At 70.6% G+C, this 23,915-nt stretch carries 23 protein-coding genes, 1 rRNA gene and 1 riboswitch; of the genes, 17 read left to right on the top strand and 7 right to left on the bottom strand.

Going from position 1 to position 23,915, the window contains the following annotated elements:
• The 11 genes from rrf to ACFVYX_RS20665 all read left to right on the top strand — a co-directional run.
• Positions 1-91 (top strand): 5S ribosomal RNA (rrf, locus tag ACFVYX_RS20715); the annotation flags it as partial.
• Positions 92-237: 146 nt separating this feature from the next.
• Positions 238-846 (top strand): CDP-alcohol phosphatidyltransferase family protein, encoded by a 609-nt coding sequence (locus ACFVYX_RS20710; RefSeq protein ID WP_389682849.1) that lies wholly within the window; start codon positions 238-240, stop codon positions 844-846.
• A gap of 112 nt (positions 847-958) precedes the next feature.
• Complete coding sequence (locus ACFVYX_RS20705; RefSeq protein ID WP_389682848.1) at positions 959-3,454, top strand: sugar phosphate nucleotidyltransferase; 2,496 nt, start codon at positions 959-961, stop codon at positions 3,452-3,454.
• Positions 3,455-3,555: 101 nt separating this feature from the next.
• A complete protein-coding gene (locus ACFVYX_RS20700; RefSeq protein ID WP_389682847.1) occupies positions 3,556-4,485 on the top strand; it encodes a DUF881 domain-containing protein in 930 nt (309 codons plus the stop codon).
• The gene (locus tag ACFVYX_RS20695; RefSeq protein ID WP_015032176.1) at positions 4,482-4,814 is read left to right on the top strand and encodes a small basic family protein; all 333 of its coding nucleotides are present in this window, start codon (positions 4,482-4,484) and stop codon (positions 4,812-4,814) included. Before ACFVYX_RS20700 ends, ACFVYX_RS20695 begins: the two co-directional genes overlap by 4 nt.
• A 5-nt stretch (positions 4,815-4,819) precedes the next feature.
• Positions 4,820-5,764: a DUF881 domain-containing protein gene (locus ACFVYX_RS20690; protein ID WP_389682846.1), complete on the top strand. Its 945-nt coding sequence runs from the start codon at positions 4,820-4,822 to the stop codon at positions 5,762-5,764.
• Positions 5,765-5,845: 81 nt separating this feature from the next.
• Positions 5,846-6,787 (top strand): FHA domain-containing protein, encoded by a 942-nt coding sequence (locus ACFVYX_RS20685; protein ID WP_389682863.1) that lies wholly within the window; start codon positions 5,846-5,848, stop codon positions 6,785-6,787.
• Positions 6,788-6,816: 29 nt separating this feature from the next.
• Positions 6,817-7,560 (top strand): MerR family transcriptional regulator, encoded by a 744-nt coding sequence (locus ACFVYX_RS20680; RefSeq protein WP_389682845.1) that lies wholly within the window; start codon positions 6,817-6,819, stop codon positions 7,558-7,560.
• Between the two features lie 65 nt (positions 7,561-7,625).
• On the top strand, positions 7,626-8,099 hold the full coding sequence (locus ACFVYX_RS20675; protein WP_017238433.1) for a bifunctional nuclease family protein: 474 nt from the start codon (positions 7,626-7,628) through the stop codon (positions 8,097-8,099).
• Positions 8,100-8,291: 192 nt separating this feature from the next.
• A complete protein-coding gene (bldO, locus tag ACFVYX_RS20670; protein WP_389682844.1) occupies positions 8,292-8,936 on the top strand; it encodes a whiB transcriptional repressor BldO in 645 nt (214 codons plus the stop codon).
• Positions 8,937-9,012: 76 nt separating this feature from the next.
• Complete coding sequence (locus tag ACFVYX_RS20665; RefSeq protein WP_389682843.1) at positions 9,013-10,392, top strand: DNA polymerase IV; 1,380 nt, start codon at positions 9,013-9,015, stop codon at positions 10,390-10,392.
• A gap of 108 nt (positions 10,393-10,500) precedes the next feature.
• On the opposite strand, the gene ACFVYX_RS20660 is transcribed toward ACFVYX_RS20665, so the two are convergent.
• Positions 10,501-10,914, bottom strand: coding sequence for a PRC-barrel domain-containing protein (locus ACFVYX_RS20660; RefSeq protein WP_389682842.1), 414 nt, complete (start codon positions 10,912-10,914; stop codon positions 10,501-10,503).
• 63 nt (positions 10,915-10,977) lie between these two features.
• Positions 10,978-11,076, top strand: a riboswitch (glycine riboswitch).
• 177 nt (positions 11,077-11,253) lie between these two features.
• Between ACFVYX_RS20660 and gcvP the strand changes: the two genes are divergently transcribed.
• The gene (gene gcvP / locus ACFVYX_RS20655; protein ID WP_389682841.1) at positions 11,254-14,139 is read left to right on the top strand and encodes an aminomethyl-transferring glycine dehydrogenase; all 2,886 of its coding nucleotides are present in this window, start codon (positions 11,254-11,256) and stop codon (positions 14,137-14,139) included.
• 97 nt (positions 14,140-14,236) lie between these two features.
• Here the strand turns inward: gcvP and ACFVYX_RS20650 are convergent, their stop codons facing one another.
• Entirely contained in the window at positions 14,237-14,443 is a 207-nt protein-coding gene (locus ACFVYX_RS20650) for a DUF5999 family protein (protein ID WP_389682840.1), read from the bottom strand.
• 333 nt (positions 14,444-14,776) lie between these two features.
• On the bottom strand, positions 14,777-15,367 hold the full coding sequence (locus tag ACFVYX_RS20645; RefSeq protein ID WP_389682839.1) for a hypothetical protein: 591 nt from the start codon (positions 15,365-15,367) through the stop codon (positions 14,777-14,779).
• Between the two features lie 480 nt (positions 15,368-15,847).
• Here ACFVYX_RS20645 and ACFVYX_RS20640 point away from each other — a divergent pair, with 480 nt between their 5' ends.
• Both ACFVYX_RS20640 and ACFVYX_RS20635 read left to right on the top strand, forming a co-directional pair.
• Positions 15,848-17,347, top strand: a complete 1,500-nt coding sequence (locus ACFVYX_RS20640) for a glutamate--cysteine ligase (RefSeq protein ID WP_389682838.1) — start codon at positions 15,848-15,850, stop codon at positions 17,345-17,347.
• Between the two features lie 259 nt (positions 17,348-17,606).
• A complete protein-coding gene (locus ACFVYX_RS20635) occupies positions 17,607-18,389 on the top strand; it encodes a CPBP family intramembrane glutamic endopeptidase (protein ID WP_389682837.1) in 783 nt (260 codons plus the stop codon).
• Between the two features lie 127 nt (positions 18,390-18,516).
• Here the strand turns inward: ACFVYX_RS20635 and ACFVYX_RS20630 are convergent, their stop codons facing one another.
• Together ACFVYX_RS20630 and ACFVYX_RS20625 are read right to left on the bottom strand one after the other, a co-directional pair.
• Positions 18,517-19,326, bottom strand: a complete 810-nt coding sequence (locus tag ACFVYX_RS20630) for a PhzF family phenazine biosynthesis protein (RefSeq protein WP_389682836.1) — start codon at positions 19,324-19,326, stop codon at positions 18,517-18,519.
• Positions 19,327-19,673: 347 nt separating this feature from the next.
• A complete protein-coding gene (locus ACFVYX_RS20625; protein WP_389682835.1) occupies positions 19,674-19,916 on the bottom strand; it encodes a hypothetical protein in 243 nt (80 codons plus the stop codon).
• Positions 19,917-20,311: 395 nt separating this feature from the next.
• On the opposite strand from ACFVYX_RS20625, the gene ACFVYX_RS20620 reads away from it, so the two are divergent.
• On the top strand, positions 20,312-20,941 hold the full coding sequence (locus ACFVYX_RS20620) for a PadR family transcriptional regulator (RefSeq protein WP_389682834.1): 630 nt from the start codon (positions 20,312-20,314) through the stop codon (positions 20,939-20,941).
• A gap of 109 nt (positions 20,942-21,050) precedes the next feature.
• Here the strand turns inward: ACFVYX_RS20620 and ACFVYX_RS20615 are convergent, their stop codons facing one another.
• Together ACFVYX_RS20615 and ACFVYX_RS20610 are read right to left on the bottom strand one after the other, a co-directional pair.
• On the bottom strand, positions 21,051-21,479 hold the full coding sequence (locus ACFVYX_RS20615) for an SRPBCC family protein (protein WP_389682833.1): 429 nt from the start codon (positions 21,477-21,479) through the stop codon (positions 21,051-21,053).
• A 70-nt stretch (positions 21,480-21,549) separates the two neighbouring features.
• Positions 21,550-21,774, bottom strand: coding sequence for a hypothetical protein (locus tag ACFVYX_RS20610; protein ID WP_389682832.1), 225 nt, complete (start codon positions 21,772-21,774; stop codon positions 21,550-21,552).
• Positions 21,775-22,057: 283 nt separating this feature from the next.
• On the opposite strand from ACFVYX_RS20610, the gene ACFVYX_RS20605 reads away from it, so the two are divergent.
• Both ACFVYX_RS20605 and ACFVYX_RS20600 read left to right on the top strand, forming a co-directional pair.
• A complete protein-coding gene (locus ACFVYX_RS20605) occupies positions 22,058-22,534 on the top strand; it encodes a Clp protease N-terminal domain-containing protein (RefSeq protein WP_389682831.1) in 477 nt (158 codons plus the stop codon).
• A 41-nt stretch (positions 22,535-22,575) separates the two neighbouring features.
• On the top strand, positions 22,576-23,760 hold the full coding sequence (locus ACFVYX_RS20600; protein WP_389682830.1) for a DMT family transporter: 1,185 nt from the start codon (positions 22,576-22,578) through the stop codon (positions 23,758-23,760).
• Positions 23,761-23,915: the final 155 nt, after the last annotated feature.

Raw genomic sequence — 23,915 nt, 5'->3', positions numbered from 1 at the left:
GCCCGGTTACATTCCGAACCCGGAAGCTAAGCCTTTCAGCGCCGATGGTACTGCAGGGGGGACCCTGTGGGAGAGTAGGACGCCGCCGAACAATTTTTAGCCTCAACCCCCGGACTCTGTCCGGGGGTTGAGGCATTTTTGCGTTCTGGAGCGGGGAGCCCCCTGTGCGCCGGGGTGTGGTGGCTGAGGGTAAGGTCAGGGGGCATCGTCCGTACGTTCCCAGCAGGAGGCCCCCGGGTGGAGGTCCAGGAGACCCGCGTTCAGACCGACCGGGTCCTCACCATCCCCAACATTCTCAGCATGGCTCGCCTCGTCGGCGTGCCGCTGTTTCTGTGGCTCATTCTCCGGCCGGAGTTCGGCGGACCCAATAGTGACGTCTGGGCGCTTGTCGTCCTGATGCTCAGCGGCGTCAGCGACTATCTCGACGGCAAGCTGGCCCGGCGCTGGAACCAGATCAGCAAGCTCGGCCGGCTGCTCGATCCCGCCGCCGACCGGTTGTACATCCTGTCCACTCTCGTGGGGCTCACCTGGCGGGAGATCCTGCCCTGGTGGCTGACCGCCGCCCTTCTGGCACGCGAGGCCATGCTGCTCGTCATGGTGGGAATCCTCCGCCGACACGGCTACCCGCCGCCGCAGGTGAACTTCCTCGGCAAAGCTGCGACTTTCAACTTGATGTACGCGTTCCCGTTGCTGCTTCTCAGTGACGGAACGGGCTGGCTTTCGTCACTCGCTGAAGTTTTCGGATGGGCCTTCGCCGGATGGGGTACAACTCTGTATTGGTGGGCAGGGATCCTCTACGTGGTCCAGGTCCGCCGACTCGTGAAGGCGGATACCGAGGCCGATTGAGCCCGTCCGTCCTGTGCCGAGCAGCGTCGCCGGCAACAACGAGGATGTCCGAGGGCTAGCGGACAGGCGAAGTCGGCAGGACCGTCGTCTCTTCAAGGAGGACGCTTCCGACATGAAGGCCGTCGTGATGGCCGGTGGCGAAGGAACCCGCCTTCGCCCCATGACCTCGAGCATGCCCAAGCCTCTACTGCCGGTCGTGAACCGGCCGATCATGGAGCACGTCCTACGACTGCTCAAGAGGCACGGTCTCAATGAGACCGTCGTGACCGTGCAGTTTCTCGCCTCACTCGTCAGGAACTATTTCGGCGACGGCGAGGAGCTCGGCATGGAGCTCACGTATGCCAACGAGGAGAAGCCACTCGGTACAGCGGGCAGTGTGAAGAACGCCGAGGAAGCGTTGAAGGACGACGCCTTCCTCGTCATTTCCGGGGATGCGCTCACCGATTTCGACCTCACCGATCTCATCGCCTTCCACAAGGAGAAGGGCGCCCTCGTCACGGTCTGCCTCACCCGGGTACCGAATCCGCTGGAATTCGGGATCACGATCGTCGACGAAGAGGGAAAGGTCGAGCGCTTCCTGGAGAAACCCACCTGGGGGCAGGTCTTCTCGGACACCGTGAACACCGGCATCTACGTGATGGAGCCCGAGGTCTTCGACTACGTCGAGGCCGATGTTCCGGTCGACTGGTCGGGTGATGTCTTCCCCCAGCTCATGAAGGAGGGCAAGCCGATCTACGGCTATGTCGCCGAGGGCTACTGGGAGGACGTCGGCACCCATGAGAGCTATGTGAAGGCGCAGGCCGACGTCCTGGAGGGCAAGGTCCAGGTCGACGTTGACGGATTCGAGATCTCGCCGGGTGTGTGGGTCGCCGAAGGCGCCGAGGTGCATCCCGACGCGGTGCTGCGCGGACCGCTCTACATCGGCGACTACGCCAAGGTCGAGGCGGGCGCCGAGATCCGTGAGCACACCGTCGTCGGCTCGAACGTGGTCGTCAAGAGCGGCGCCTTCCTGCACAAGGCCGTCGTGCACGACAACGTCTACATCGGTCAGCAGAGCAATCTGCGCGGCTGTGTGATCGGGAAGAACACCGACATCATGCGGGCGGCGCGGATCGAGGACGGCGCCGTCATCGGCGACGAGTGCATGGTCGGTGAGGAATCGATCGTGCAGGGCAACGTGCGGGTCTATCCGTTCAAGACGATCGAGGCCGGCGCCTTCGTCAACACCTCGGTCATCTGGGAGTCCCGTGGTCAGGCCCACCTCTTCGGTGCCCGAGGGGTGTCCGGCATCCTCAACGTCGAGATCACCCCGGAGCTGGCCGTCCGACTCGCGGGGGCGTACGCCACGACCCTGAAGAAGGGCGCGACCGTCACCACGGCGCGTGACCACTCCCGGGGTGCGCGAGCGCTGAAGCGGGCGGTGATCTCCGCCCTGCAGGCCAGTGCGATCGACGTACGGGACCTGGAGAACGTACCGCTGCCGGTGGCACGGCAGCAGACCGCGCGGGGTAGCGCCGGCGGAATCATGGTGCGGACCTCGCCCGGGGTGCCCGACTCCGTGGACATCATGTTCTTCGACGAACGCGGAGCGGATCTCTCCCAGGGCGGGCAGCGGAAGCTGGACCGTGTGTTCGCCCGCCAGGAGTACCGCCGGGCCTTCCCCGGGGAGATCGGCGACCTCTCCTTCCCGGCGAGCGTCTTCGACTCGTACACCGGCTCGCTGCTGCGGAACGTCGACACCTCCGGGATCGCCGAAGCCGGTCTGAAGGTCGTCGTGGACGCCTCCAACGGGAGCGCCGGGCTTGTGCTGCCCAGTCTCCTGGGGCGGCTCCAGGTCGACTCGCTGACCATCAACCCCGGGCTCGACGAGTCCAGACCCACCGAGTCGGCGGAGAGCCGGCGGGCCGGGCTCGTACGGCTCGGGGAGATCGTGGCCTCGGCACGGGCGGCGTTCGGCGTGCGCTTCGACCCCGTCGGCGAGCGGCTCTCGCTCGTGGACGAGCGGGGGCGGATCATCGAGGACGACCGGGCGCTCCTGGTGATGCTGGACCTCGTGGCGGCCGAGCGGCGCTCGGGGCGGGTGGCGCTGCCGGTGACCACCACGCGGATCGCCGAGCAGGTCGCCGCCTACCACGGCACGCAGGTGGAGTGGACGACGACCTCGCCCGACGACCTGACCCGGGTCGGGCGCGAGGAGTCGACGATCTTCGGCGGCGACGGGCGCGGCGGGTTCATCGTCCCTGAGTTCAGCAGCGTCTTCGACGGTGCCGCCGCCTTCGTCCGGCTGATCGGTCTCGTCGCGCGGACGCAGCTCACCCTGAGCCAGATCGACGCGCGGATCCCGCGGGCGCACGTCCTCAAGAAGGACATCGCGACGCCGTGGGCCGTCAAGGGTCTGGTGATGCGACGGGTGGTGGAGGCGGCGGGGAACCGCTCCGTGGACACCACCGACGGTGTGCGGGTCGTCGAGGCCGACGGTCGGTGGGTGATGGTGCTGCCCGACCCGGCGGAGGCCGTCACCCATCTCTGGGCGGAGGGACCCGACGACGCCTCGGCGCAGGCCCTGCTCGACGAGTGGGCCGCGGTGGTGGACAGCGCGGGTAGCTGACAGCACGGGCCGTACGGCGGGGAGGTGCCCCACGGGGTGCCTCCCCGCCCGTCGGAGGGGCCATTCGGCGGTAGGTCGTGCGACGTGCGACGATGTGCGGCATGTCGCAGCAGCCCCCCGTTCGGAGCACCGGATCACCGCCGCCGCGCCCGGACGCGTCCATGTCGCTGCTGAACAACGTGATCGACCACGCGCTCGACGACGGCTACGCCGAGGCGACCGCCCGGCGCGCGGCCGAGGGTGGCGGGCTGCCCCGTAACCTGCGGGCCAAGCTCGGTGTCGCCGCGGGCCTTCTGCTCGCGGCCGCCGTCGTGACCGTGGGAGCGGCCGAGGCGCGGATCTCCGCGCCGGTCGTCGCCAAGGAACGGCAGGAACTGATCGACCGGATCGAGGCGGAGACGTCGACGGCCGACCAGCTGGAGCAGGACGTCGAGCGGATCCGTACCGAGGTCGGCGAACGTCAGCGGCGGGCGCTGGAGCAGCACGGCGGCGACCAGGGCGAGCTCGTGGCGCTGCTCTCGGGTGCGACGCCGGTGCACGGCCCCGGCCTGAAGCTGGTCGTCGACGACGCCAAGGGCACCGACACCGGAGGCGGCGGGCCGCGGGAGAGCAGCGGTTTCGCCGACACGGGCCGGGTCCGTGACCGGGACATGCAGCGCGTGATCAACGGGTTGTGGGAGTCGGGCGCCGAGGCGGTCGCCATCAACGGGCAGCGGCTGACATCGCTGTCCGCGATCCGGGCGGCCGGCGACGCCATACTGGTCGACAACAAGCCGTTGGTGCCGCCGTACACCATCCTCGCGATCGGGGACGGGCAGCGGCTGAGCACCGCGTTCCAGGACAGCGCCGACGGGCAGTATCTGCACGCGCTGGTGGAGAACTTCGGGATCAGGAGCGGCATCTCGGCCGAGGGCGACGTACGCCTGCCGGCCGCGCCGAGCCTGACCGTACGTACCGCAGAGCCGAGGGGGGCCGGGGCCGCGACGCCTTCCGGTCGGGCCACGGCCGACACAGGGAAGGGCACATCGTGATCGCCGTACTGGGCCTGATCGTCGGAGTCGTGGTCGGACTGTTGGTCCGCCCCGAGGTTCCGGCGGTGGTCGAGCCCTATCTCCCGATCGCCGTGGTCGCCGCTCTCGACGCGGTCTTCGGCGGCCTCCGGGCCATGCTCGACGGCATCTTCGTCGACAAGGTCTTCGTGGTCTCCTTCCTGTCCAACGTGGTCGTGGCCGCGCTGATCGTCTTCCTCGGTGACAAGCTCGGCGTCGGCGCGCAGCTGTCGACCGGTGTCGTCGTCGTGCTCGGTATCCGGATCTTCTCCAACGCGGCTGCCATCCGGCGCCACGTCTTCCGGGCGTGACGCCGATGAGCGAGAACCCGCAGAACCGCGAGACGCCCGAGGCCGGGAAGCCCGAGGCCGTACAGCCCGGGGCCGGGAAGTCCGAGACCCCCGGGGGCGTGAAGCCCGAGCCCGCGCCGTCCGAGCCCGCGCCGTCCGAACCCGCGAACTCCGAGAAGCCGCGTGAGGATGTCGTGGCCCCGGAGGTTCCCGAGGTGCCCGTCGTGGCCGGGCCGTCGTCCGCCGCAGAGCCGAGTGGGCGCCGGCGGCTGGCCTCAGCCCTCTGGCCGCCCCGGGTGACCCGCGCGCAACTCGTCGTCGCGCTGCTGCTCTTCGTCCTCGGTCTGGGCCTGGCCATCCAGGTCTCCTCGACCAGTGACAACAGCGCGCTGCGCGGGGCGCGCCAGGAGGACCTGGTGCGCATCCTCGACGAGCTCGACGACCGTACGCAGCGGCTCGAGGACGAGAAGGCCCGGCTCGAGAAGCAGCGCACGGAGCTGGAGTCCAGTTCGGACCAGGCCGAGGAGGCGCGGAGGCAGACCCAGGAGAAGGAGCAGCAGCTCGGGATCCTGGCCGGCACCGTCGGCGCCGAGGGTCCGGGCATCACCCTCACCGTCGGCGATCCCACCGGGGCCGTCGAGTCGGACATGCTGCTGGACGCCATCCAGGAGCTGCGCGCCGCCGGTGCCGAGGCGATCCAGGTCAACGGCGTGCGGGTGGTCGCGGACAGTTATTTCACCGGTAGCGGTGAAGACATGCGGATTGATGGAACGAAGGTGGCCGCTCCGTACGTCTTCAAGGTCATCGGCAAGCCGGAGGATCTCGAGCCCGCGCTCAACATCCCCGGCGGTGTCGTGCAGACCCTGGAGAAGGAGCAGGCCACGGCCACGGTGGAGCGGTCGGCGAAGATCGTCGTCGACGCCTTGCGACCCGCGAAGCGGCCTGACTACGCTCAGTCGTCCTCGCAGTGAGAGGGGGACGAGGGGGGTCCCGCGACATGGGCACGACGTTGCGGGGGGTCGGCGCACCACAACGGTGGTGCGTGGTGGAAACTGTCCGGAGGATACGGACGTTGTGAAGGTGTCCGGGTCGGCAGGTGTGATGGATCTCGGTTCGTCCTGCCCCACGGGCGGGTCTGTTTCGGTCAAGGGGAATCGCCCGTGAAGTTGTTTGCGAAGTTGTTCGGCAAGAGCGCACGCGAGGACGGCGGCAACGCCAGGCACCGCGCGTCGCGCCATGCCCAGAGTGAGGAGCAGGGCGGCGAGCGCCCGCTGTTCCGCGACGAGGTCGGCGGCCAGGGCGGTGACATTCCGGGCGCGCAGGGCGCGTCTTCTGTTGACCCCGCCGGTGCTGCCCGCATAGGTTTCGGAGAACCATCAACCTCAAGTACGGGTGGAGGGTTTGCCCCCGATCCGTACGCGACACAGACCTCGGCGGGGCAGCCGCGGCAGGAGGATGCGTCCATGCCGGTGTGTACGAGGTGCGGTCACCGCAACGCGGCCGACAGCCGCTTCTGCTCCCACTGCGGTACGCCGCTGCGGGGCGGGGTCGCCGCCGAGCGTGCTTCGGAGACGACGTCCACGATCTCCATCTCGGGCCTCGAGGCCTACGAGTCGGAGATCACCGGTCAGACCCAGCTGCCCTCGCTCTCTCCTGAAGCGCTGGCGGCCGTGGAGGCACTGCCTCTGGGTTCCGCGCTCCTCGTGGTGCGCCGTGGGCCGAACTCCGGCAGCCGGTTCCTGCTGGACGGCGAGCTGACGACGGCCGGCCGTCACCCGCAGAGCGACATCTTCCTGGACGACTTCACGGTCTCCCGACGCCATGTCGAGTTCCGGCGGGGTCAGGACGGCAGTTTCACCGTGGCCGATGTCGGCAGCCTGAACGGCACGTACGTCAACCGTGAACCGATCGAATCGGTTGTTCTGTCCAACGGCGACGAGGTGCAGATCGGCAAGTACCGGCTGGTCTTCTACTCGAGCCAGCGGGGCGTGTGACGCCTCGGAGAAGCCTTCAGGGAAGGTCCATGCTGCGAACACCGACGGGCGGCGCCGATTCAGGCGCCCCCACCGCGGGCGACAGGCTGGTCAGCATCGGCACGGTGCTCAACCGGCTGCGTGACGAATTTCCCGAAGTGACCATCTCCAAGATCCGGTTCCTGGAGGCCGAGGGGCTCGTGGAGCCCCGGCGTACGGCCTCCGGGTACCGGAAGTTCAGCCCGCAGGACGTGGAGCGGCTCGCTCGGATCCTGCGGATGCAGCGGGACCACTATCTTCCGCTGAAGGTCATCCGCGAGCACCTCGACGCCCTCGCGAGGGGCGAGGAGATCAAGCTCCCGACCCCCGGGCGCCGGCGTGACCTGGTCGAGGACGCCTGGGAGCAGGACGCGGAGCCGCCCACCGCCGCTCGGATCGGGCGGGCGGAGCTGTTGGCCGCGGCCGAGGTCTCCGAGGCCGAGCTCGTCGAGTGGGAGTCCTACGGTCTGATCTCCGGGACCGAGACCGGCGGCTACGACCCCGAGTCCGTGACCGTCGCAAGGCTCGTCGCGGATCTGGGGAGATTCGGTCTGGAACCCCGGCACCTGAGGGCCGTCAAGGCGGCCGCGGACCGGGAGGCCGGGTTGATCGAACAGGTCGTCGCTCCGCTGCGCCGGCACCGTAATCCGCAGACCAGAGCACATGCGGAGGCCACCGCCCAGGAGCTCGCCACGCAGTCGGTGAGGCTGCACGCGGCCCTCGTGCGGACCGCTCTGGGGATCCGTCTCCAGTGAGCTCGGCAGCGGCCTTGGGAGGGCCCGACTATCCAAACCGGTCGAGCACGTCCTAGGGTTGCTGTGTGAACGAGCTCGACGTTGTGGGTGTCCGGGTGGAAATGCCCTCCAACCAGCCGATCGTGCTCCTGCGTGAAGTGGGAGGCGATCGGTACCTCCCCATCTGGATCGGACCGGGGGAGGCGACCGCTATCGCCTTCGCTCAGCAGGGGATGGCTCCGCCGCGGCCGCTGACGCACGACCTGTTCAAGGACGTGCTGGAGGCCGTGGGTCAGGAACTCACCGAAGTCCGCATCACGGATCTGCGTGACGGGGTCTTCTACGCCGAACTGGTCTTCGCCAGCGGCGTCGAGGTGAGTGCGCGGCCGTCGGACGCGATAGCACTGGCCCTGCGGACCGGGACGCCGATCTTCGGTAGTGACGGTGTCCTGGACGACGCCGGTATCGCGATTCCGGACGAGCAGGAGGACGAGGTGGAGAAGTTCCGCGAGTTCCTCGACCAGATCTCACCGGAGGACTTCGGGACCAACAGTCAGTGACGCTGAGCGACGCGGCCGCGGGCCGTTCGCGGGGTGCCGTCAGGGCATTCGAGTAGCCTTTCCCCGGGGAGAGACACGGCAAACCACTCTCAGGGTGATTATCACTCGGCGTGCCGAGTGTGGCGATCGTTGACGCACCCCGGGTGACTGCCTACCTTCGTGTGGGCAGGTCAAGGACGGAGGGTCGGCGTGATGAGCAGCGCGGACGGTACGGCAGGGAGCTCGCTCGGACGCACGTCCGGAGAGAGCGGTCCGTATCCGCTTCACGGCAGTGTGGGCGACTTCGGTACGGACGCCGGTGCGGGCACCGGACCGGGCGGTACGGGGCCGGGCGCGGCGGGCGAGGTGGTCGGCTATCGAGGCCCGACGGCCTGCGCCGCGGCGGGGATCACCTATCGCCAGCTGGACTACTGGGCGCGTACGGGGCTCGTGGAGCCGAGCGTACGGCCCGCGTACGGGTCGGGGACGCAGCGGCTCTACAGCTTCCGCGACGTGGTCGTCCTGAAGATCGTCAAGCGTTTCCTCGACACCGGGGTGGCCCTCCAGAACATCCGGGCCGCCGTGCAGCACCTGCGCGCCCGGGGTTTCCGGGACCTGGAGCGGATGACGCTCATGAGCGACGGGGCCACGGTGTACGAGTGCTCCTCGCCCGACGAGGTCGTCGATCTCCTCCAGGGCGGACAGGGCGTCTTCGGCATCGCCGTCGGTGTGGTCTGGCGTGACGTCGAGTCGGCGCTCTCGCAGCTGCACGGGGAGCGGGTCGACACGGGCGAGACGCTCGTCGGACACAACCCGGGGGACGAACTGGCGAGACGGCGGCGCGACAGGGCGGTCTGAGGCTCGCCCGCGGGCCGCGGGTGATCCGTCGCGACGCGTGGCGGCGTTGTCAGTGGCGTAGGGCAGCATCGGAGGCGTGAGAGCCGCGCCGACGATCCTGCATCTCGACATGGATGCGTTCTTCGCCGCCGCCGAGCAGGCGGCGAAGCCGAGCCTGCGCGGAAAACCCGTGGTCGTCGGCGGTCTGGGACCACGCGGTGTGGTGGCCACCGCCTCGTACGAGGCGCGCCGGTTCGGAGTGCACTCGGCCATGCCCATGGGCCAGGCGCGGCGGCTCGCGCCGAACGCGGCCTACCTCGTCCCCCGCTTCGCCTTCTACCGGTCGATCAGCGAGCAGGTGATGGAGCTGCTCGGGCGGCTCTCCCCGCTGGTGGAGCCGCTCAGCCTCGACGAGGCCTTCGTCGACCTGGAGGCCGGCGGGATCGCCGACGACAGCGCGAGCGCCCGGGCCGCCGGGGAGCGGCTGCGCGGCGACATCCTCGCGACGACGGGCCTGACGGGGTCCGTGGGGCTCGCGGGCTCCAAGATGATCGCGAAGATCGCTTCCGAGGAGGCCAAGCCCGACGGGCTCGTCCTGATCGAGCCCGGTACCGAGCGGGAGCTCCTCGGGCCGCGTTCCGTACGGATCCTGCCAGGCGTCGGTCCGGCGACCGGCGAGCACCTGCGGCGGGCCGGTATGACCACGGTGTCCGATCTCGCGGAGGCGGGCGAGGACGAGCTCGTACGGCTGCTCGGGAGGGCACACGGGGCCTCCCTGTACCGGATGGCCCGGGGGTACGACGATCGGCCCGTGGTGGCCGAGCGGGACGCCAAGTCGGTGTCGGTCGAGGACACCTTCGACGTGGACCTCCACGACCGCGTGCGGATCAGGAGCGAGGTGGAGCGGCTCGCGGAGCGGTGTGTGGGGCGGCTGCGGACCTCGGGGCACTCGGGGCGGACGATCGTCCTGAAGGTGCGGCGGTACGACTTCTCGACCCTGACCCGGTCCGAGACGCTCCGGGGGCCCACGGACGACCCGGGTGTGGTGCGGGAGGCGGCGGGGCGGCTGCTCGACGCCGTGGACACGACGGGAGGCGTGCGGCTGCTGGGGGTCGGGGTCACCGGACTCGCGGACTACACGCAGGAGGACCTGTTCGCGCAGGCGGAGGCGGAGAGTTCGGCCGGGGGCGCGGCGGGCGCCGCCGTGGCCCCCGCCGAGGCCTCCGGCGCGGCCTCCGGTGCGCCCGAGCCCGACGCTCCGGTGACCGTGGAGCGGCACTGGGCGCCGGGACACGACGTACGGCACGCCGTGTACGGGGCGGGGTGGGTGCAGGGGAGCGGGGTCGGGCGGGTCACGGTGCGGTTCGAGGAGCCGTGGTCGGAGCCGGGGCGCGTGCGGACGTTCGCCGTGGACGATCCGGAGCTGGTACCCGGAGAGGCGTTGCCGTTGGTGCGGGACGGTGACGGGGACGGATGACGCCGAGGGGGCCGGCCCCGGCGGCCGGGGCGGCGGTCTGCCGGCCGCCGGCCGGTGGGCGGAGGCGGGGGCCAGCGGGAAGCCGTGCGGCGGGCCGGCGCTGTGGGGTTACTGGCCTGCCAAGCGGCCGAAGTCGGTGTCCGGGGCGTCCGAGGGGGGCGGGGGGAGCGTCAGGCTGTAGTGACGGTAGAGCTGGAGTTCCTGTTCGGGGGAGAGGTGGCGTCCCACGCCGAAGTCGGGGGCGTCCTTGATGAGGGCCCGCTCGTACGGGATGTGGAGTCCGTCGTCGAGGAGTTCGCTCGGGTCCAGGGGGACGAAGGCGTCCCGGCTGAAGAGGCCGGTGCGGACCGCCGCCCACTCCGGTATGCCGGTCGCGTCGTCCAGGTACACCTCGTCCACGGTTCCGATCTTGTGTCCGTCACGGTCGAACGCCTTGCGGCCGATCAGGCTGCGCGGATCGATGTCGGTCTGCACGGTCCCTCCAACTGGTCGCAACTGCTCTACCCCTACGAAAGTGCACATCTGGGATGTCGGCCACTTGAGCGATGGGAGCCGTAACCGCGCTGGTAGGCTGGCTGTGGCTGTCGACCCCGTGCGGGAGAGTCCCCCGGAGAAACTTCCGGTGGGCGCCGAAGGAGCAAATCCTCCCCGGAATCTCTCAGGCCCCTGTACCGCGCGGACGAGGTCACTCTGGAAAGCAGAGCGGTGTCCGACGGCATGCGCTCTCACCGACGGTGAAAGCCGGCGTGCCGCGAGGCGTGCCGGTGAAACTCTCAGGTTGAGATGACAGAGGGGGAGGCCGTCCGGGTACCCGCGCCGTGGTGCCCCTCGCAGGTCGTGACGACCAGGAGGCCTCCGCACATGACCGCCAACCGCATTCCGCTCTCCGAACTCGAACAGGGCATCCCGTTCGAGCAGCGGCACATCGGGCCTGACGCCGAGGCGCGCGCCAAGATGCTCGCCCAGGTCGGCTACGGCTCCCTCGACGAGCTCACGGCCGCCGCGGTGCCCGACGTCATCAAGAACACCGAGGCGCTGGGCCTGCCGGCCGCGCGCACGGAGGCCGAGGTCCTCGCCGAGCTGCGTACGCTCGCCGACCGCAACCAGGTCCTCGCGCCCATGATCGGCCTCGGCTACTACGGGACCTTCACGCCGCCGGTGATCCTGCGGAACGTGATGGAGAACCCCGCCTGGTACACCGCGTACACCCCGTACCAGCCGGAGATCTCGCAGGGGCGCCTCGAGGCCCTGCTGAACTTCCAGACGGTCGTCGCCGACCTGACCGGGCTGCCCACCTCCGGTGCCTCCCTGCTCGACGAGGGCACGGCCGCCGCCGAGGCGATGTCGCTGGCCCGCCGTGTCGGCAAGGTCAAGAACGGTGTCTTCCTCGTCGACGCCGACGCCCTGCCGCAGACGATCGCCGTCATCGAGACCCGCGCCGAGCCGACCGGTGTCGAGGTCGTCGTCGCCGACCTGAGCGAGGGCATCCCCGCCGCGGTCGCCGAGCGCGGTGTCTTCGGCGTGCTCCTCCAGTACCCGGGAGCCTCCGGAGCCGTCCGCGACATCAAGCCGCTGATCGACGCCGCCCACGAGCTCGGCGCGATCGTCACCGTCGCCGCCGACCTGCTCGCGCTCACCCTGCTCACCTCGCCCGGCGAGCTCGGGGCCGACATCGCCGTCGGTACGACGCAGCGCTTCGGTGTTCCCATGGGCTTCGGCGGCCCCCACGCCGGTTACATGGCCGTCCAGGACAAGCACGCCCGCTCCCTGCCCGGTCGTCTGGTGGGTGTCTCGGTCGACGCCGACGGCAACCGCGCGTACCGCCTCGCCCTGCAGACCCGCGAGCAGCACATCCGCCGCGAGAAGGCCACCAGCAACATCTGCACCGCGCAGGTGCTGCTCGCCGTCATGGCCGGCATGTACGCCGTCTACCACGGCCCCGAGGGCCTCAAGGGCATCGCGCACCGCACCCACCGGTACGCCGCGATCCTCGCCGCCGGTCTGACGGCCGGGGGCGTGGAGCTCACCCAGGGCGCCTTCTTCGACACCCTCACCGCGCGCGTGCCCGGTACGGCCGACGAGGTCGTGGCCGCCGCCCGCGAGGCCGGTGTCAACCTCTACCGCGTCGACGCCGACCACGTCTCCATGTCCTGCGACGAGACCACCACCCGCGAGCAGCTCGCCGCCGTGTGGGCCGCCTTCGGCGTCACGGCCGATGTCGAGGCGCTCGACGCCACCACCGAGGACACGCTGCCCGCGGGGCTGCTGCGCTCCGACGCGTACCTGACGCACCCGGTCTTCCACGCGCACCGCTCCGAGACCTCGATGCTGCGCTACCTGCGCAGGCTCGCGGACCGCGACTACGCGCTCGACCGCGGCATGATCCCGCTCGGCTCCTGCACGATGAAGCTGAACGCGACGACCGAGATGGAGGCGGTGACCTGGCCCGAGTTCGGTCAGGTCCACCCCTTCGCCCCGGTCGAGCAGGCGCAGGGCTACCTCACGCTCATCACCGAGCTCGAGGAGCGCCTCGCCGAGGTCACCGGCTACGACAAGGTGTCGATCCAGCCCAACGCCGGGTCGCAGGGCGAGCTGGCCGGTCTCCTCGCCGTCCGCGCCTACCACCGCGCCAACGGCGACGAGCAGCGCACGGTCTGCCTCATCCCGTCCTCCGCGCACGGCACCAACGCCGCCTCCGCGGTGATGGCCGGCATGAAGGTCGTCGTCGTCAAGACCGCCGACGACGGCGAGGTCGACGTCCAGGACCTGCGCGCCAAGATCGCGCAGTACCGTGACGAGCTGTCCGTCCTGATGATCACCTACCCGTCGACGCACGGCGTCTTCGAGGAGCACGTCGCCGACATCTGCGCCGAGGTGCACGAGGCCGGCGGCCAGGTGTACGTGGACGGTGCCAACCTGAACGCACTCGTCGGTCTGGCCAAGCCGGGTCACTTCGGCGGCGACGTCTCGCACCTGAACCTGCACAAGACGTTCTGCATCCCGCACGGCGGTGGCGGTCCGGGCGTCGGCCCCGTCGGCGTGCGCGCCCACCTCGCCCCGTACCTGCCGAACCACCCGCTCCAGCCGGCCGCGGGCCCGGAGACCGGTGTCGGCCCGATCTCGGCCGCTCCGTGGGGCTCCGCCGGCATCCTGCCGATCTCGTGGTCGTACGTGCGTCTGATGGGCGGCGAGGGCCTCAAGCGCGCCACCCAGGTCGCCGTCCTCGCGGCGAACTACATCGCCAAGCGCCTCGAGCCGCACTTCCCGGTGCTCTACACCGGCCCGGCCGGGCTGGTCGCCCACGAGTGCATCGTGGACCTGCGGCCGCTGTCGAAGGCGACCGGCGTCACGGTCGACGACATCGCGAAGCGCCTCATCGACTACGGCTTCCACGCGCCGACGATGTCGTTCCCGGTGGCAGGCACCCTGATGATCGAGCCGACCGAGTCCGAGGACCTGAGCGAGCTGGACCGTTTCTGCGACACGATGATCGCGATCCGGGCCGAGATCGAGAAGGTCGCCTCGGGCCAGTGGCCCGCCGACGACAACCCGCTGCACAACGCCCCGCACACCGCGGCCGCGCTGGGCGGCGAGTGGAACCACGCGTACACGCGGGACGAGGCCGTCTTCCCGGCCGGGGTCTCGGCCGCCGACAAGTACTGGCCGCCGGTCCGCCGTATCGACGGTGCCTTCGGCGACCGGAACCTGGTCTGCTCCTGCCCGCCGCTGGACGAGTACGACAACTGAGCACAGCGCGCATGAGGTGAGGGCCGGTTCGGAGATTCTCTCCGGGCCGGCCCTCGGCGTTTCCCGCGTGTCCCTCGTACGGTGACGGCCTCCGTCCTCAGGCGGCGGTCGTCACCTGTCCCGCCGTGAGCGGCCGGTGCGGGTCGATGATCTGCCCGTCCGGCAGCAGTTCACCGGTGTCCTCGAAGAGCAGGACGCCGTTGCACAGCAGGCTCCAGCCCTGCTCCGGGTGGTGTGCCGTCAGTCGGGCCGCCTCCCGGTCGGCGGAGTCGGCGGTGGGACAGGCAGGCTGGTGCTGGCACATGGGTAGGTTCTTTCGCTGCGTCGTGGTGGATGTCCTGCGGCTGTTCGCGCTCATCGCCGCCCCCGTCCGGTCGGTTCGGTTCCGGTCCCAGTCTTGCCCCATGGACGCGCTTCCGCAGGGATTTCGCGGCAGCTCGTCCTCTCCTGGGAAGACGCATCACCCGCAGGGGCGGTTCAGGTCAACTGCACCGTCCCTTCGGGTGGTTCTGGGGGGCCCGAGCGGGCTAGTCCGTCCGGGAGGGGTGTTCGGGAGGGGCGTTCGGACGGGTCCTTCGGACAGCAGTGCGCCCCGTGACCCGGGCGGGTCACGGGGCGGCGGTGCGCGTGCGGTGGATCAGGCGGGCGCCGGCGAGCCCATGAGGGGCGGCGGCGCGAGACGCGTACTGAGCACGGGCAGGAGGTCGGCGATCTGGTAGGCGCGGTGGGCCGCGATCCCCGGTGGCGCGGGGGCGAGCGGCACCAGCAGGTCGGCCGCGGCCGGGGCGGCGGTGGCGCCGTCCGCCTCGGGGTCGGCGTGCAGCCAGAGGGTCTGCATGTACAGCTCCGGTACGGACAGCAGCCGTGGCTGGTACGGGACGGGCAGTGCCTCGGCCTGGAGCAGCGCGCGCTCGGTGGCGGTGACGTACGGGCCCTCGAAGAAGTGCGAGAAGGACCAGCCGTCGGGGGTGAGCATGGTGTCCGCGGCGGCGATCGCCCGGCCCCCGCTCCTGATCAGGAAACGCCAGCCGGCGAGCCGGATGCGGGGCGTCTGCCCCGGAGCTCCGGCGACGCCCAGGACGTGGACGGGCAGGGGGAGTTCGGGGCTCAGTGGTCCCTGCGCGGCCCGCAGCGCGGGGGTTCGCGCCTCATGGACGGCGGTCGGTGAGCCGAGGGCCGCGAGGACGCTGCGGAGGGCCGGCGCAGGGGCCGGGGAGGGTCGGAGCATGGTGGGTCGCCTCTCACTCAGGAGACACGGTGACGCGTGGGCAGGTACGACGGCGCTGTCGGCGGCGGGGCCGGAGGAGGGCCATGAGGCCGTGGCCGGGCGCCAACACTCTGCCTCGTCCGCGGAGTTTATACGACACGTGTTCACAGAGTGTTTCCGCTAGACGTCGCCGATATTCCTGACAAGACGTCATCAGGCCGTAATGCAGGGGCCGAAGAAGCGGAATGCTCCGGTGGCGCCGCTCCCACCTGCGTATTCCTCGGGGAGGTGGACGGCTGAATGCCGACCCCGAGTTCAGAGACAATAGGACATTGGTATATGTCGATTGCCCCGTGCCTTCGGGATGTGCTGATGGGGTGCTGCATCCAGCCTATCCTCCGACGCCCCTCTTCCGCAGGCGTTGTGGATCAGCGAGGTGGGCATCATCGTCCGTGACATGCGGCCGTCCTGGCGGCTGCCCGCTCGGGGAGGGACGCTTCGATGGGGGAGAAGGTCGTGGCCGACGGGTTCGGCCCGTCCGACCGGCAGCAGTACCGGAGAAAGCTCCAGCAGTGTCTCGCGGGACTGGCGAGGCTCCTGGCGGAGAAGCGGTTCGACCGGCCCCGCAATCTCATGGGCGTGGAGATCGAACTCAATCTCGCCGGTTCCGACGGGCTGCCCCGCATGCTCAACGGGCCGGTTCTCGAAAAGATCGCCAGCCCCGATTTCCAGACCGAACTCGGAATGTTCAATCTCGAAGTGAACATCGCGCCCCACCAGCTCAACGGGCGCGTATTCGACCGGCTCGCGGAGGAGATCGGAACCGGGATCGGATATGCCGACCGCATGGCCGCCGAACTCGACGCCGGTGTCGTCATGATCGGCATACTTCCGACGCTCACGCAGGACGACCTGGTCCTGGAGAACCTCTCGGGCGCCGACCGCTACACGCTCCTCAACGACCAGATACTCGCCGCCCGCGGCGAGGACTTCACGCTCGACATCCACGGCGTGGAACGCCTCCTCGCCACGTCGGAGTCGATCGTGCCCGAGGCGGCCTGCACCTCGGTCCAGCTCCACCTCCAGGTGACGCCGGCCCGCTTCGCGGCCGTGTGGAACGCGTCGCAGGCGGTGGCGGGCGTACAGATCGCGCTCGGCGCCAACGCACCCTTCGTCTTCGGCCGTGAGCTGTGGCGCGAGTCCCGGCCGCCGCTCTTCCAGCAGGCCACCGACACCCGCCCGCCCGAGCTGCAGTCCCAGGGCGTCCGGCCGCGTACCTGGTTCGGGGAGCGGTGGGTGGACTCCGTGTACGACCTCTTCGAGGAGAACCTCCGCTACTTCCCCGCCCTGCTGCCCATCTGCGACGAGGAGGACCCGCTGCTCGTCCTCGACGAGGGCGGGGTGCCACGCCTCCAGGAGCTCGTTCTGCACAACGGCACGGTCTACCGCTGGAACCGGCCGGTGTACGGCTGGGTCGACGGCGTCCCGCACCTGCGCGTCGAGAACCGGGTGCTGCCGGCCGGTCCCACCGTCACCGACGTCATCGCCAACGCGGCCTTCTACTACGGGCTCGTACGCTCGCTCGCCGACGACCCCCGACCGGTCTGGAAGCGCCTCACCTTCGAGGACGCCGAGGCCAACTTCGACACGGCCTGCCGCCACGGCATCGAGGCGGAGCTGCGCTGGCCCCGCTCGGGGCGCGCGGGCGGCATCGCGACCGTTCCGGCGGTACGGCTCGTCCTCGACGAGCTGCTGCCGCTCGCCGCGGCCGGGCTCGACGCCTGGCACATCGAACCCGCCGACCGGGACTTCTACCTCGGGGTGATCGAGCAGCGCTGTCTGCGGCGGGTGAACGGCGCCTCCTGGCAGGCCGGCACCTTCCACCGGGCCCTGGAATCGGGCCTCGACCGCGAGGCGGCGCTCGCGGCCACGACCCGCCGCTACCGGACCCTGATGCACGCGGGCGAGCCGGTGCACACCTGGCCGGTGGGCATCGACTGAGCGCGGGCATTGTTGGAGCGCGGGCATTGAGGGAGCGCGGGCCTGATGGAGCCCACGCATTGATGGACCGCACGCACTGATGGAGCCCATGCGCTCCACTCCCGCGGGCATCGCATGCGCGCGCTCCACTCCGGTGGCTCCGCCTTCGGGCAGGGCCGCGGGGCGGGGCGGCGGCTGATCATGACAAAGTGGTCGGGCCGCCGCGGCGGCGTCCGTCGGCGACCGGGAAGTGGGGACAGGTGTGGTGTCGGAGCAACGAGTGAGTGACGCTTCCCTGCCGCCGGGTGGTCCGCCCCGCCGGGTACTGCGTTCCGAGACGCTCATCGTGCTCGCGCTCTCCCTCGGGGCGAGCGCCGTGTCGTCCCTCATCAGCTTCATCGGCTCCCTGACCAAGTCCGGGGCGCTGAAGGAACAGGCGGCGACGCTCAACGGCTCGTACGCGCCGGGGCGGCCGTGGCTCGACCTGTCCTGGCAGCTCTTCGGCATCGCCACCGCCCTCGTGCCGGTCCTCCTCGTCGCCCATCTGCTGCTGCGCGAGGGATCGGGACTGCGGGCCATCGGCTTCGACCGGACCCGGCAGTGGTTCGACCTCGGGCGCGGGACGCTGGTCGCGGCGGGGATCGGGAGCGCGGGACTCGCCTTCTACCTCGCGGCGCGGGCGAGCGGGTTCAACCTCACGGTGGTTCCCGAGTCGCTGCCCGACGTGTGGTGGAAGTACCCGGTGCTGATCCTCTCGGCGATCCAGAACTCCGTCCTGGAGGAGGTCGTCGTCGTGGGCTATCTGCTGCGCAGGCTCGACCAGCTGGGGTGGTCCCCGATGGCCGCGCTGGCGGGAAGTTCGGTGCTGCGCGGCTCTTACCACCTCTACCAGGGCATCGGCGGCTTCCTCGGCAATGTGGTGATGGGCGTCGTCTTCGTCCTGCTGTACCGGCGCTGGGGCCGGGTCGGTCCGCTGGTCGTGGCGCACGCGCTGCTCGACATCGTGGCCTTCGTCGGGTACGGGCTGCTCGCGGGCAAGGTGGGGTGGCTGCCCACGGTCTGAGGTGTGGCAGAGGAGGGGCGTACGGAGATCTCCGTACGCCCCTCTCGTGTGTGCGGCTCTGTGTGTCGCGGTGTGTCGCCGTGCGTCTCGGCGCGGTGTGCGGTGCGGTTCCGTGTGCCGGTGTGGGTCAGGCGCGCAGGTCGCCCTCGATGACCGTGACCGCGTGGCCGTTCAGCAGGGTGCGCTCGCCGCGCAGGCGGGTCCGGACGATGCCCGTACGGGCGCCGCCCTGGAAGCCGACGAGGTCGTCCCGGCCGAAGCGGGCCGACCAGTAGGGGGCGAGCGCGGTGTGGGCGCTGCCGGTCACCGGGTCCTCGTCGATGCCGACGGCGGGGAAGAAGCCTCGGGAGACGAAGTCGTACCCGCCCTCGGGGAGTTCGGCCGCGGCGGTCGCGATGACACCGCGCGAGGAGAGTCCCTTCAGGGCGGCGAAGTCCGGCGCGAGCCCGCGCACGGTGGGCTCGTCGCGCAGCTCGACGACCAGGTCGCCGATGTGGTCGGCCGTGTCGTGGACGGCGAGGACCTCGGCGCCCAGTGCCTTCTCCAGGCCGTCCGGTACGGGGACGGGCGTGAGCGAGGAGGTCGGGAAGTCCATCGTGATCGTGCCGTCGGGCTCGGTGGTGGCGCCGAGCACGCCGCAGCGGGCGGCGAAGCGGACGGCCCCGGTCGCCGTGCCCGTGGAGTGCAGGACGTGGGCGGTGGCCAGTGTGGCGTGGCCGCACATGTCGACCTCGGTGGTGGGCGTGAACCAGCGCAGGGCCCAGTCCGCCTCGCCGCCGGCGGGCAGCGGGTGGGCGAAGGCCGTCTCGGAGAGGTTCACCTCCGCGGCGACCTTCTGCAGCCAGACGTCGTCCGGGAAGGAGTCGAGGAGCAGGACTCCGGCGGGGTTGCCGGAGAAGGGCCGGTCGGTGAAGGCGTCGACGATTCTGATGCGCATGTGGGCGACCGTACCGGGAGCCGATTTCCGGGGGCCAAGGCCAATCGGGGAGGACTGGACCTGCTGGCCCTGCGGCCCGCGGCCTTGTCGGGGCTCCTCGCGGGCTGCGCGAACCGCGCGCGCGAGGACGTCGGTCCGTGCCCGGACGGCCGGAGGCTCATCGCTGGGCGGGCCGGGTCCCCGGTACGGCCGGAGAGCCGGTGATCGAGGCCGCGGCGCCGGTCCCATGAGACGGCACGGCCGCCGTCGCGGGCACGTCACCTGACCCGTGCCGGCGAACCCGGACCGTGTGTCACCGAACGTGGACCTACGGCGTTGTGTGACACCGAAGAGGGACCGCCGCCAGGTCAGTCGTGCTGCGGCAGGAGCGAGAGTCGCCGCTGGGCCTCGTCGCGCACCCCCCGATCTGCGTCCGACGTCAGCTCCTGGAGTTGCCGGATGAGTTCAGCGACGCCGTTGCCGGTCATCCAGCGTGGGTCACCGTCAAGCTCCGCGCTGATCTGGTCAGCGGTTCCCAGGTCGGTCGCGACGGCTCGGGCGGCGAGCACGGCACGTAGACCGGGTAGGTCCCCACGTGCCAGCAGCGCCACGGCTGTTTCCGAGGTCACCGCAGTGTCTTGAGCATCGAGCAAGAGGCGGTGGAGGACATCGGCAACGGCCTCGATCCGAGGTGCTGCTGCCAGCCGACGCCCTGCGGCAGCTCTGACCCTCCATGAGGGAGAGTCCGCAGCGGCGAGTGAATCAATGAGTTCTCGATCTTGGAAACCGTTCATATCACCAGCCTGCCAGGAGGCGTCTCGGCTGCGGTGGCCCGTCTTCACTGTCACAAAACGCCGTCGGTCCACCTTCGGTGGCACACGGTCCAGGTTCGCTGACACAGGACATCACCTCTGCTGAGACCTTGCTTGCTCGCCGAACAGTTCCGATATATCGTTGAGGCATCGCGACAGTTCAGCGATGGGATCTCGACGGAAGGAGCGTGGTGATGCGTTCACATGGACACGAGTGCGGAAACGGACACGGAGCCGAGCGTGGAGGCTTCGGCGCCGGGCCTCGTGGTGACTTCGAGGGACGGCGTGCCGCGTTCGGGCCCTTCGGGCCCGGCTTCGGGGGTGGCCCCTTCAGGGGCGGGCCCTTCGGCGGTGGTCGCGGGCCCGGCGGTGGCGGCCGGGGGAGGGCGCGGCGCGGTGACGTGCGGGCCTCGATCCTGGCGCTCCTCAAGGACCGCCCGATGCACGGCTACGAGATGATCCGGGAGATCGGCGAGCGCAGTGACGGGGCGTGGAAGCCCAGCCCCGGCTCGGTGTACCCGACCCTCCAACTGCTGGAGGACGAGGGGCTGATCACCAGCGAGAGCGAGGGCGGCAAGAAGCTGTTCACGCTCACCGACACCGGGCGCGCCGAGGCCGAGAGCGGCCCCGAGGCTCCCTGGGAAGAGGCCGGGCGCGGGGTCGACTGGGAGGCCCTGAACGAGGTCCGGCAGGCCGGTTTCGGTCTGATGGAGGCGTTCGGGCAGGTCTGGAAGACCGGTACCCCCGAGCAGCGGCAGAAGGCGGTCGGCGTGATCAACGAGGCCCGCAAGAAGCTGTACCTGATCCTGGCCGACGAGCACTGACCGGTGCCCGTGCGGACCGGATGAGGAGACGAAGGGCCCCGCGGCGCCTGCCGCGGGGCCCTTCGGTGCGTGTGCGACGGCGCTCGCGCGCCGGGAGCGGGTCCGGGCCTCAGGCGACCAGGCCCGAGAGCTTCCGCAGCGACTCGGTCAGGGCCGCCGTCGCCGAGTCCTTGAGCTTGCCCGCCATCAGGGAGACCGCCGCACCCGTGAACTCGCCGTCGATCCGTACGCTCGTCGCGTCCCCGTCCGCCGCGAGGGAGTAACGCGTGGTGACGAGAACACCCATCGGGCCCTTGCCCTTGATGGCGAAGGCGCGCTCCGACTCCAGCTCCTCGACCGTCCAGAGCACCTCGGCGGGGAAGCCCATCAACTTCATGTTCTCCGTGAAGGTGGCGCCCGCCTCCAGGGCCGCCGGCCCGCCGTTCGGGAAGCTGGTGTGGGTGGCGTTCCACTCGCCGTACGAGGAGAAGTCCATGAGCCGCGCCCAGACCTTCCCGGTCGGCGCCTCGATCCGTGCCTCCGCGGTGACTTCGGCCATGAGACCACCCCTTCACGCGTGCCCGCTGGGTTTCCGGTGTCGCGGAACGTAGCGGGACGGGCGTGAACATTCAATACTGATGAACCGTCAGTTCTGCTGCGGCCGGTCCCGCGCTGTCGCCGATCCACCAGAGCTCGGCCGCGTCGAAGCTGTCGGAGGCGCGTGGCCCCCCGTCCTCCTCGTGGCAGTGGAACGCCGCCCAGAACAGATCGGCCGGCAGCGCCTCCCGGGGCGCGTACACCCGGTAGACGTACTGCCGCCCGTCGAGCGCGAGCAGAGCCACCATCCAGAACACGACCGGAAGACGTGCGCGGAAGGGTCTGTGGTTGCATCGGGGGCGCAGAGCAAGGCGGCGCGCGCCCCGTGAGGGCAACGAGCGCGATCTCATCCGTAAGGAGGAGGAACCGCGCGCGCGTGCCCAACTCCGGTGGGATGCGGACATGCTTCTCCCTGGCGATGTTCCGGCCGCGCGAGCCTGATGAGGTGGGAGGGTGCACCGTCCCGTCCCGCTTCCCCAGCCACTCCGGCGGCCCGCCGCCCCGCGCGCGGAGCTCACGCCCCTCCTGACACCGTCCCTCATGACGGTCGTGACGGGCGCGCGCCGCAGAGCCCTCAGGGACGGCGACCGCCAGATCGACACCGCGCACCTCCTGCACTCCCTCCTGGAGTCCGACGCCGAGGCCGGCGCCGCGTTCGAGAGCGGCCACCAGCTCGCCCGGGTCCTCGGCTATCTCGTCCAGCGGTCCATCGGCTACGGCCTGCGCTGGCAGCGCTCGGTCGAGGACTCGGACGCCGCCGGGCGCCGGCTGCCTGCCCTCCATACTGCCGAGCCCCAGGATCCCCGGGCCTCCGGCTGGTCACCGGCCGCGGCCGCCGCCCTGGAGGAGGCCTTCCGGCGGGCCGCGGGGCGCGGCGACACCCAGGCGCGCGGCCTCGATCTGCTGGCCGTCATCGCCGCGGACCCCGGGAGCCGGGCCGTGGAGGTGCTGCGCCGGGCGGGCGTCGACCCGGCCGCCCTCGCCGCGCGGATCGGCGAGCCGTCTCAACAGGTGTAACGGGGGTTACGCGCCTGACCGAGCCCTGTCATCATGGCCCGATGCACGCGTCTCAGGGGAGAAGCGCCGGCCTGGGACTCGCCCTGGCCTCGGCCTTCGCATTCGGTGGTTCGGGAGTGGCGGCCAAGCCGCTCATCGAGGCGGGACTCGACCCGCTCCATGTGGTGTGGCTCCGGGTCGCCGGCGCCGCGCTCGTCATGCTCCCGGTGGCCTGGCGCCACCGGGACCTCCTGCGCCGTAAACCCACTCTCCTCGCGGGCTTCGGCCTGCTCGCCGTCGCCGGTGTCCAGGCCTTCTACTTCGCCTCGATCTCCCGCATCCCCGTCGGCGTCGCCCTCCTCATCGAGTACCTCGCCCCCGCCCTCGTCCTCGGCTGGGTCCGCTTCGTCCAGCGTCGTCCCGTCACCCGCGCCGCCGCGCTCGGCGTCGTCCTCGCCGTCGGCGGCCTCGCCTGCGTCGTCCAGGTATGGTCCGGGCTCACCTTCGACCTCGTCGGTCTGCTCCTCGCGCTCGCCGCCGCCTGCTGTCAGGTCGGCTACTTCGTCCTCTCCGACCAGGGCTCCGACGAGGACGGACAGGCCGACCCGCTCGGCGTCATCGCCTACGGGCTGCTCATCGGCACGGTGGTCCTGACCCTGATCGCCCGCCCGTGGGGCATGGACTGGGCGCTCCTCGGCGGCAGCGCCGACATGGACGGCAGCCACGTGCCCGCGTGGCTGCTGCTCGGCTGGATCGTGCTGATCGCCACCGTCCTCGCCTACGTCACAGGGGTCGTCTCGGTGCGCCGGCTCTCCCCGCAGGTCGCGGGCGTCGTGGCCTGCCTGGAGGCCGTCATCGCGACCGTCCTCGCCTGGGTGCTGCTCGGCGAGCACCTCGACGCGCCGCAGATCATCGGCGGCGCGGTGGTGCTGATCGGTGCCTTCATCGCCCAGTCCTCGACGCCCAAGGCGTCCGTGCCGGAGCCCGTGGCGAGTTCGGCGGCGGACGCCGGTGCCGTGGGGCGGGACGGGGGGACGGTGGACCCGGACGGCGCCTCGGTGGCGGGTGGTTCGGGTGGTTCGGGTGGTTCGGGTGGGGACGGTGCGCCTGTGGGGTCTCCGGAGGGCGGTTCCGGTGGGGGTGGGGCGGTCGGGGGGTCCGGTGATCCCGGGGGTTCCGGTGATCCCGGTGGTTCCGGGAGTGCCGGACGCGACCCGGAGTTGTCTGCCGGACGGACGGCGCCGTAAGGTGCCGAGCATGCATTCGACCGTCCTTCCGCCGCCCGCCGCCTAGCGCGCGCGGCGACTCTCCTCGACGAAGACCGGGCTCGGCCGGGCGACTCCTCGCCCCCGAGCGGTTCGTCGCTGCCCGCGCGCGGAGCCGAGCGACCACCTTTCCCTCC

Origin of the sequence: Streptomyces sp. NPDC058326, from assembly GCF_042879855.1 — a bacterium.
In the GTDB taxonomy this organism is placed as follows: domain Bacteria; phylum Actinomycetota; class Actinomycetes; order Streptomycetales; family Streptomycetaceae; genus Streptomyces.
The sequence above is the reverse complement of the archived record's forward strand: the minus strand, read 5'-3'. Positions and strand labels throughout refer to the sequence as shown.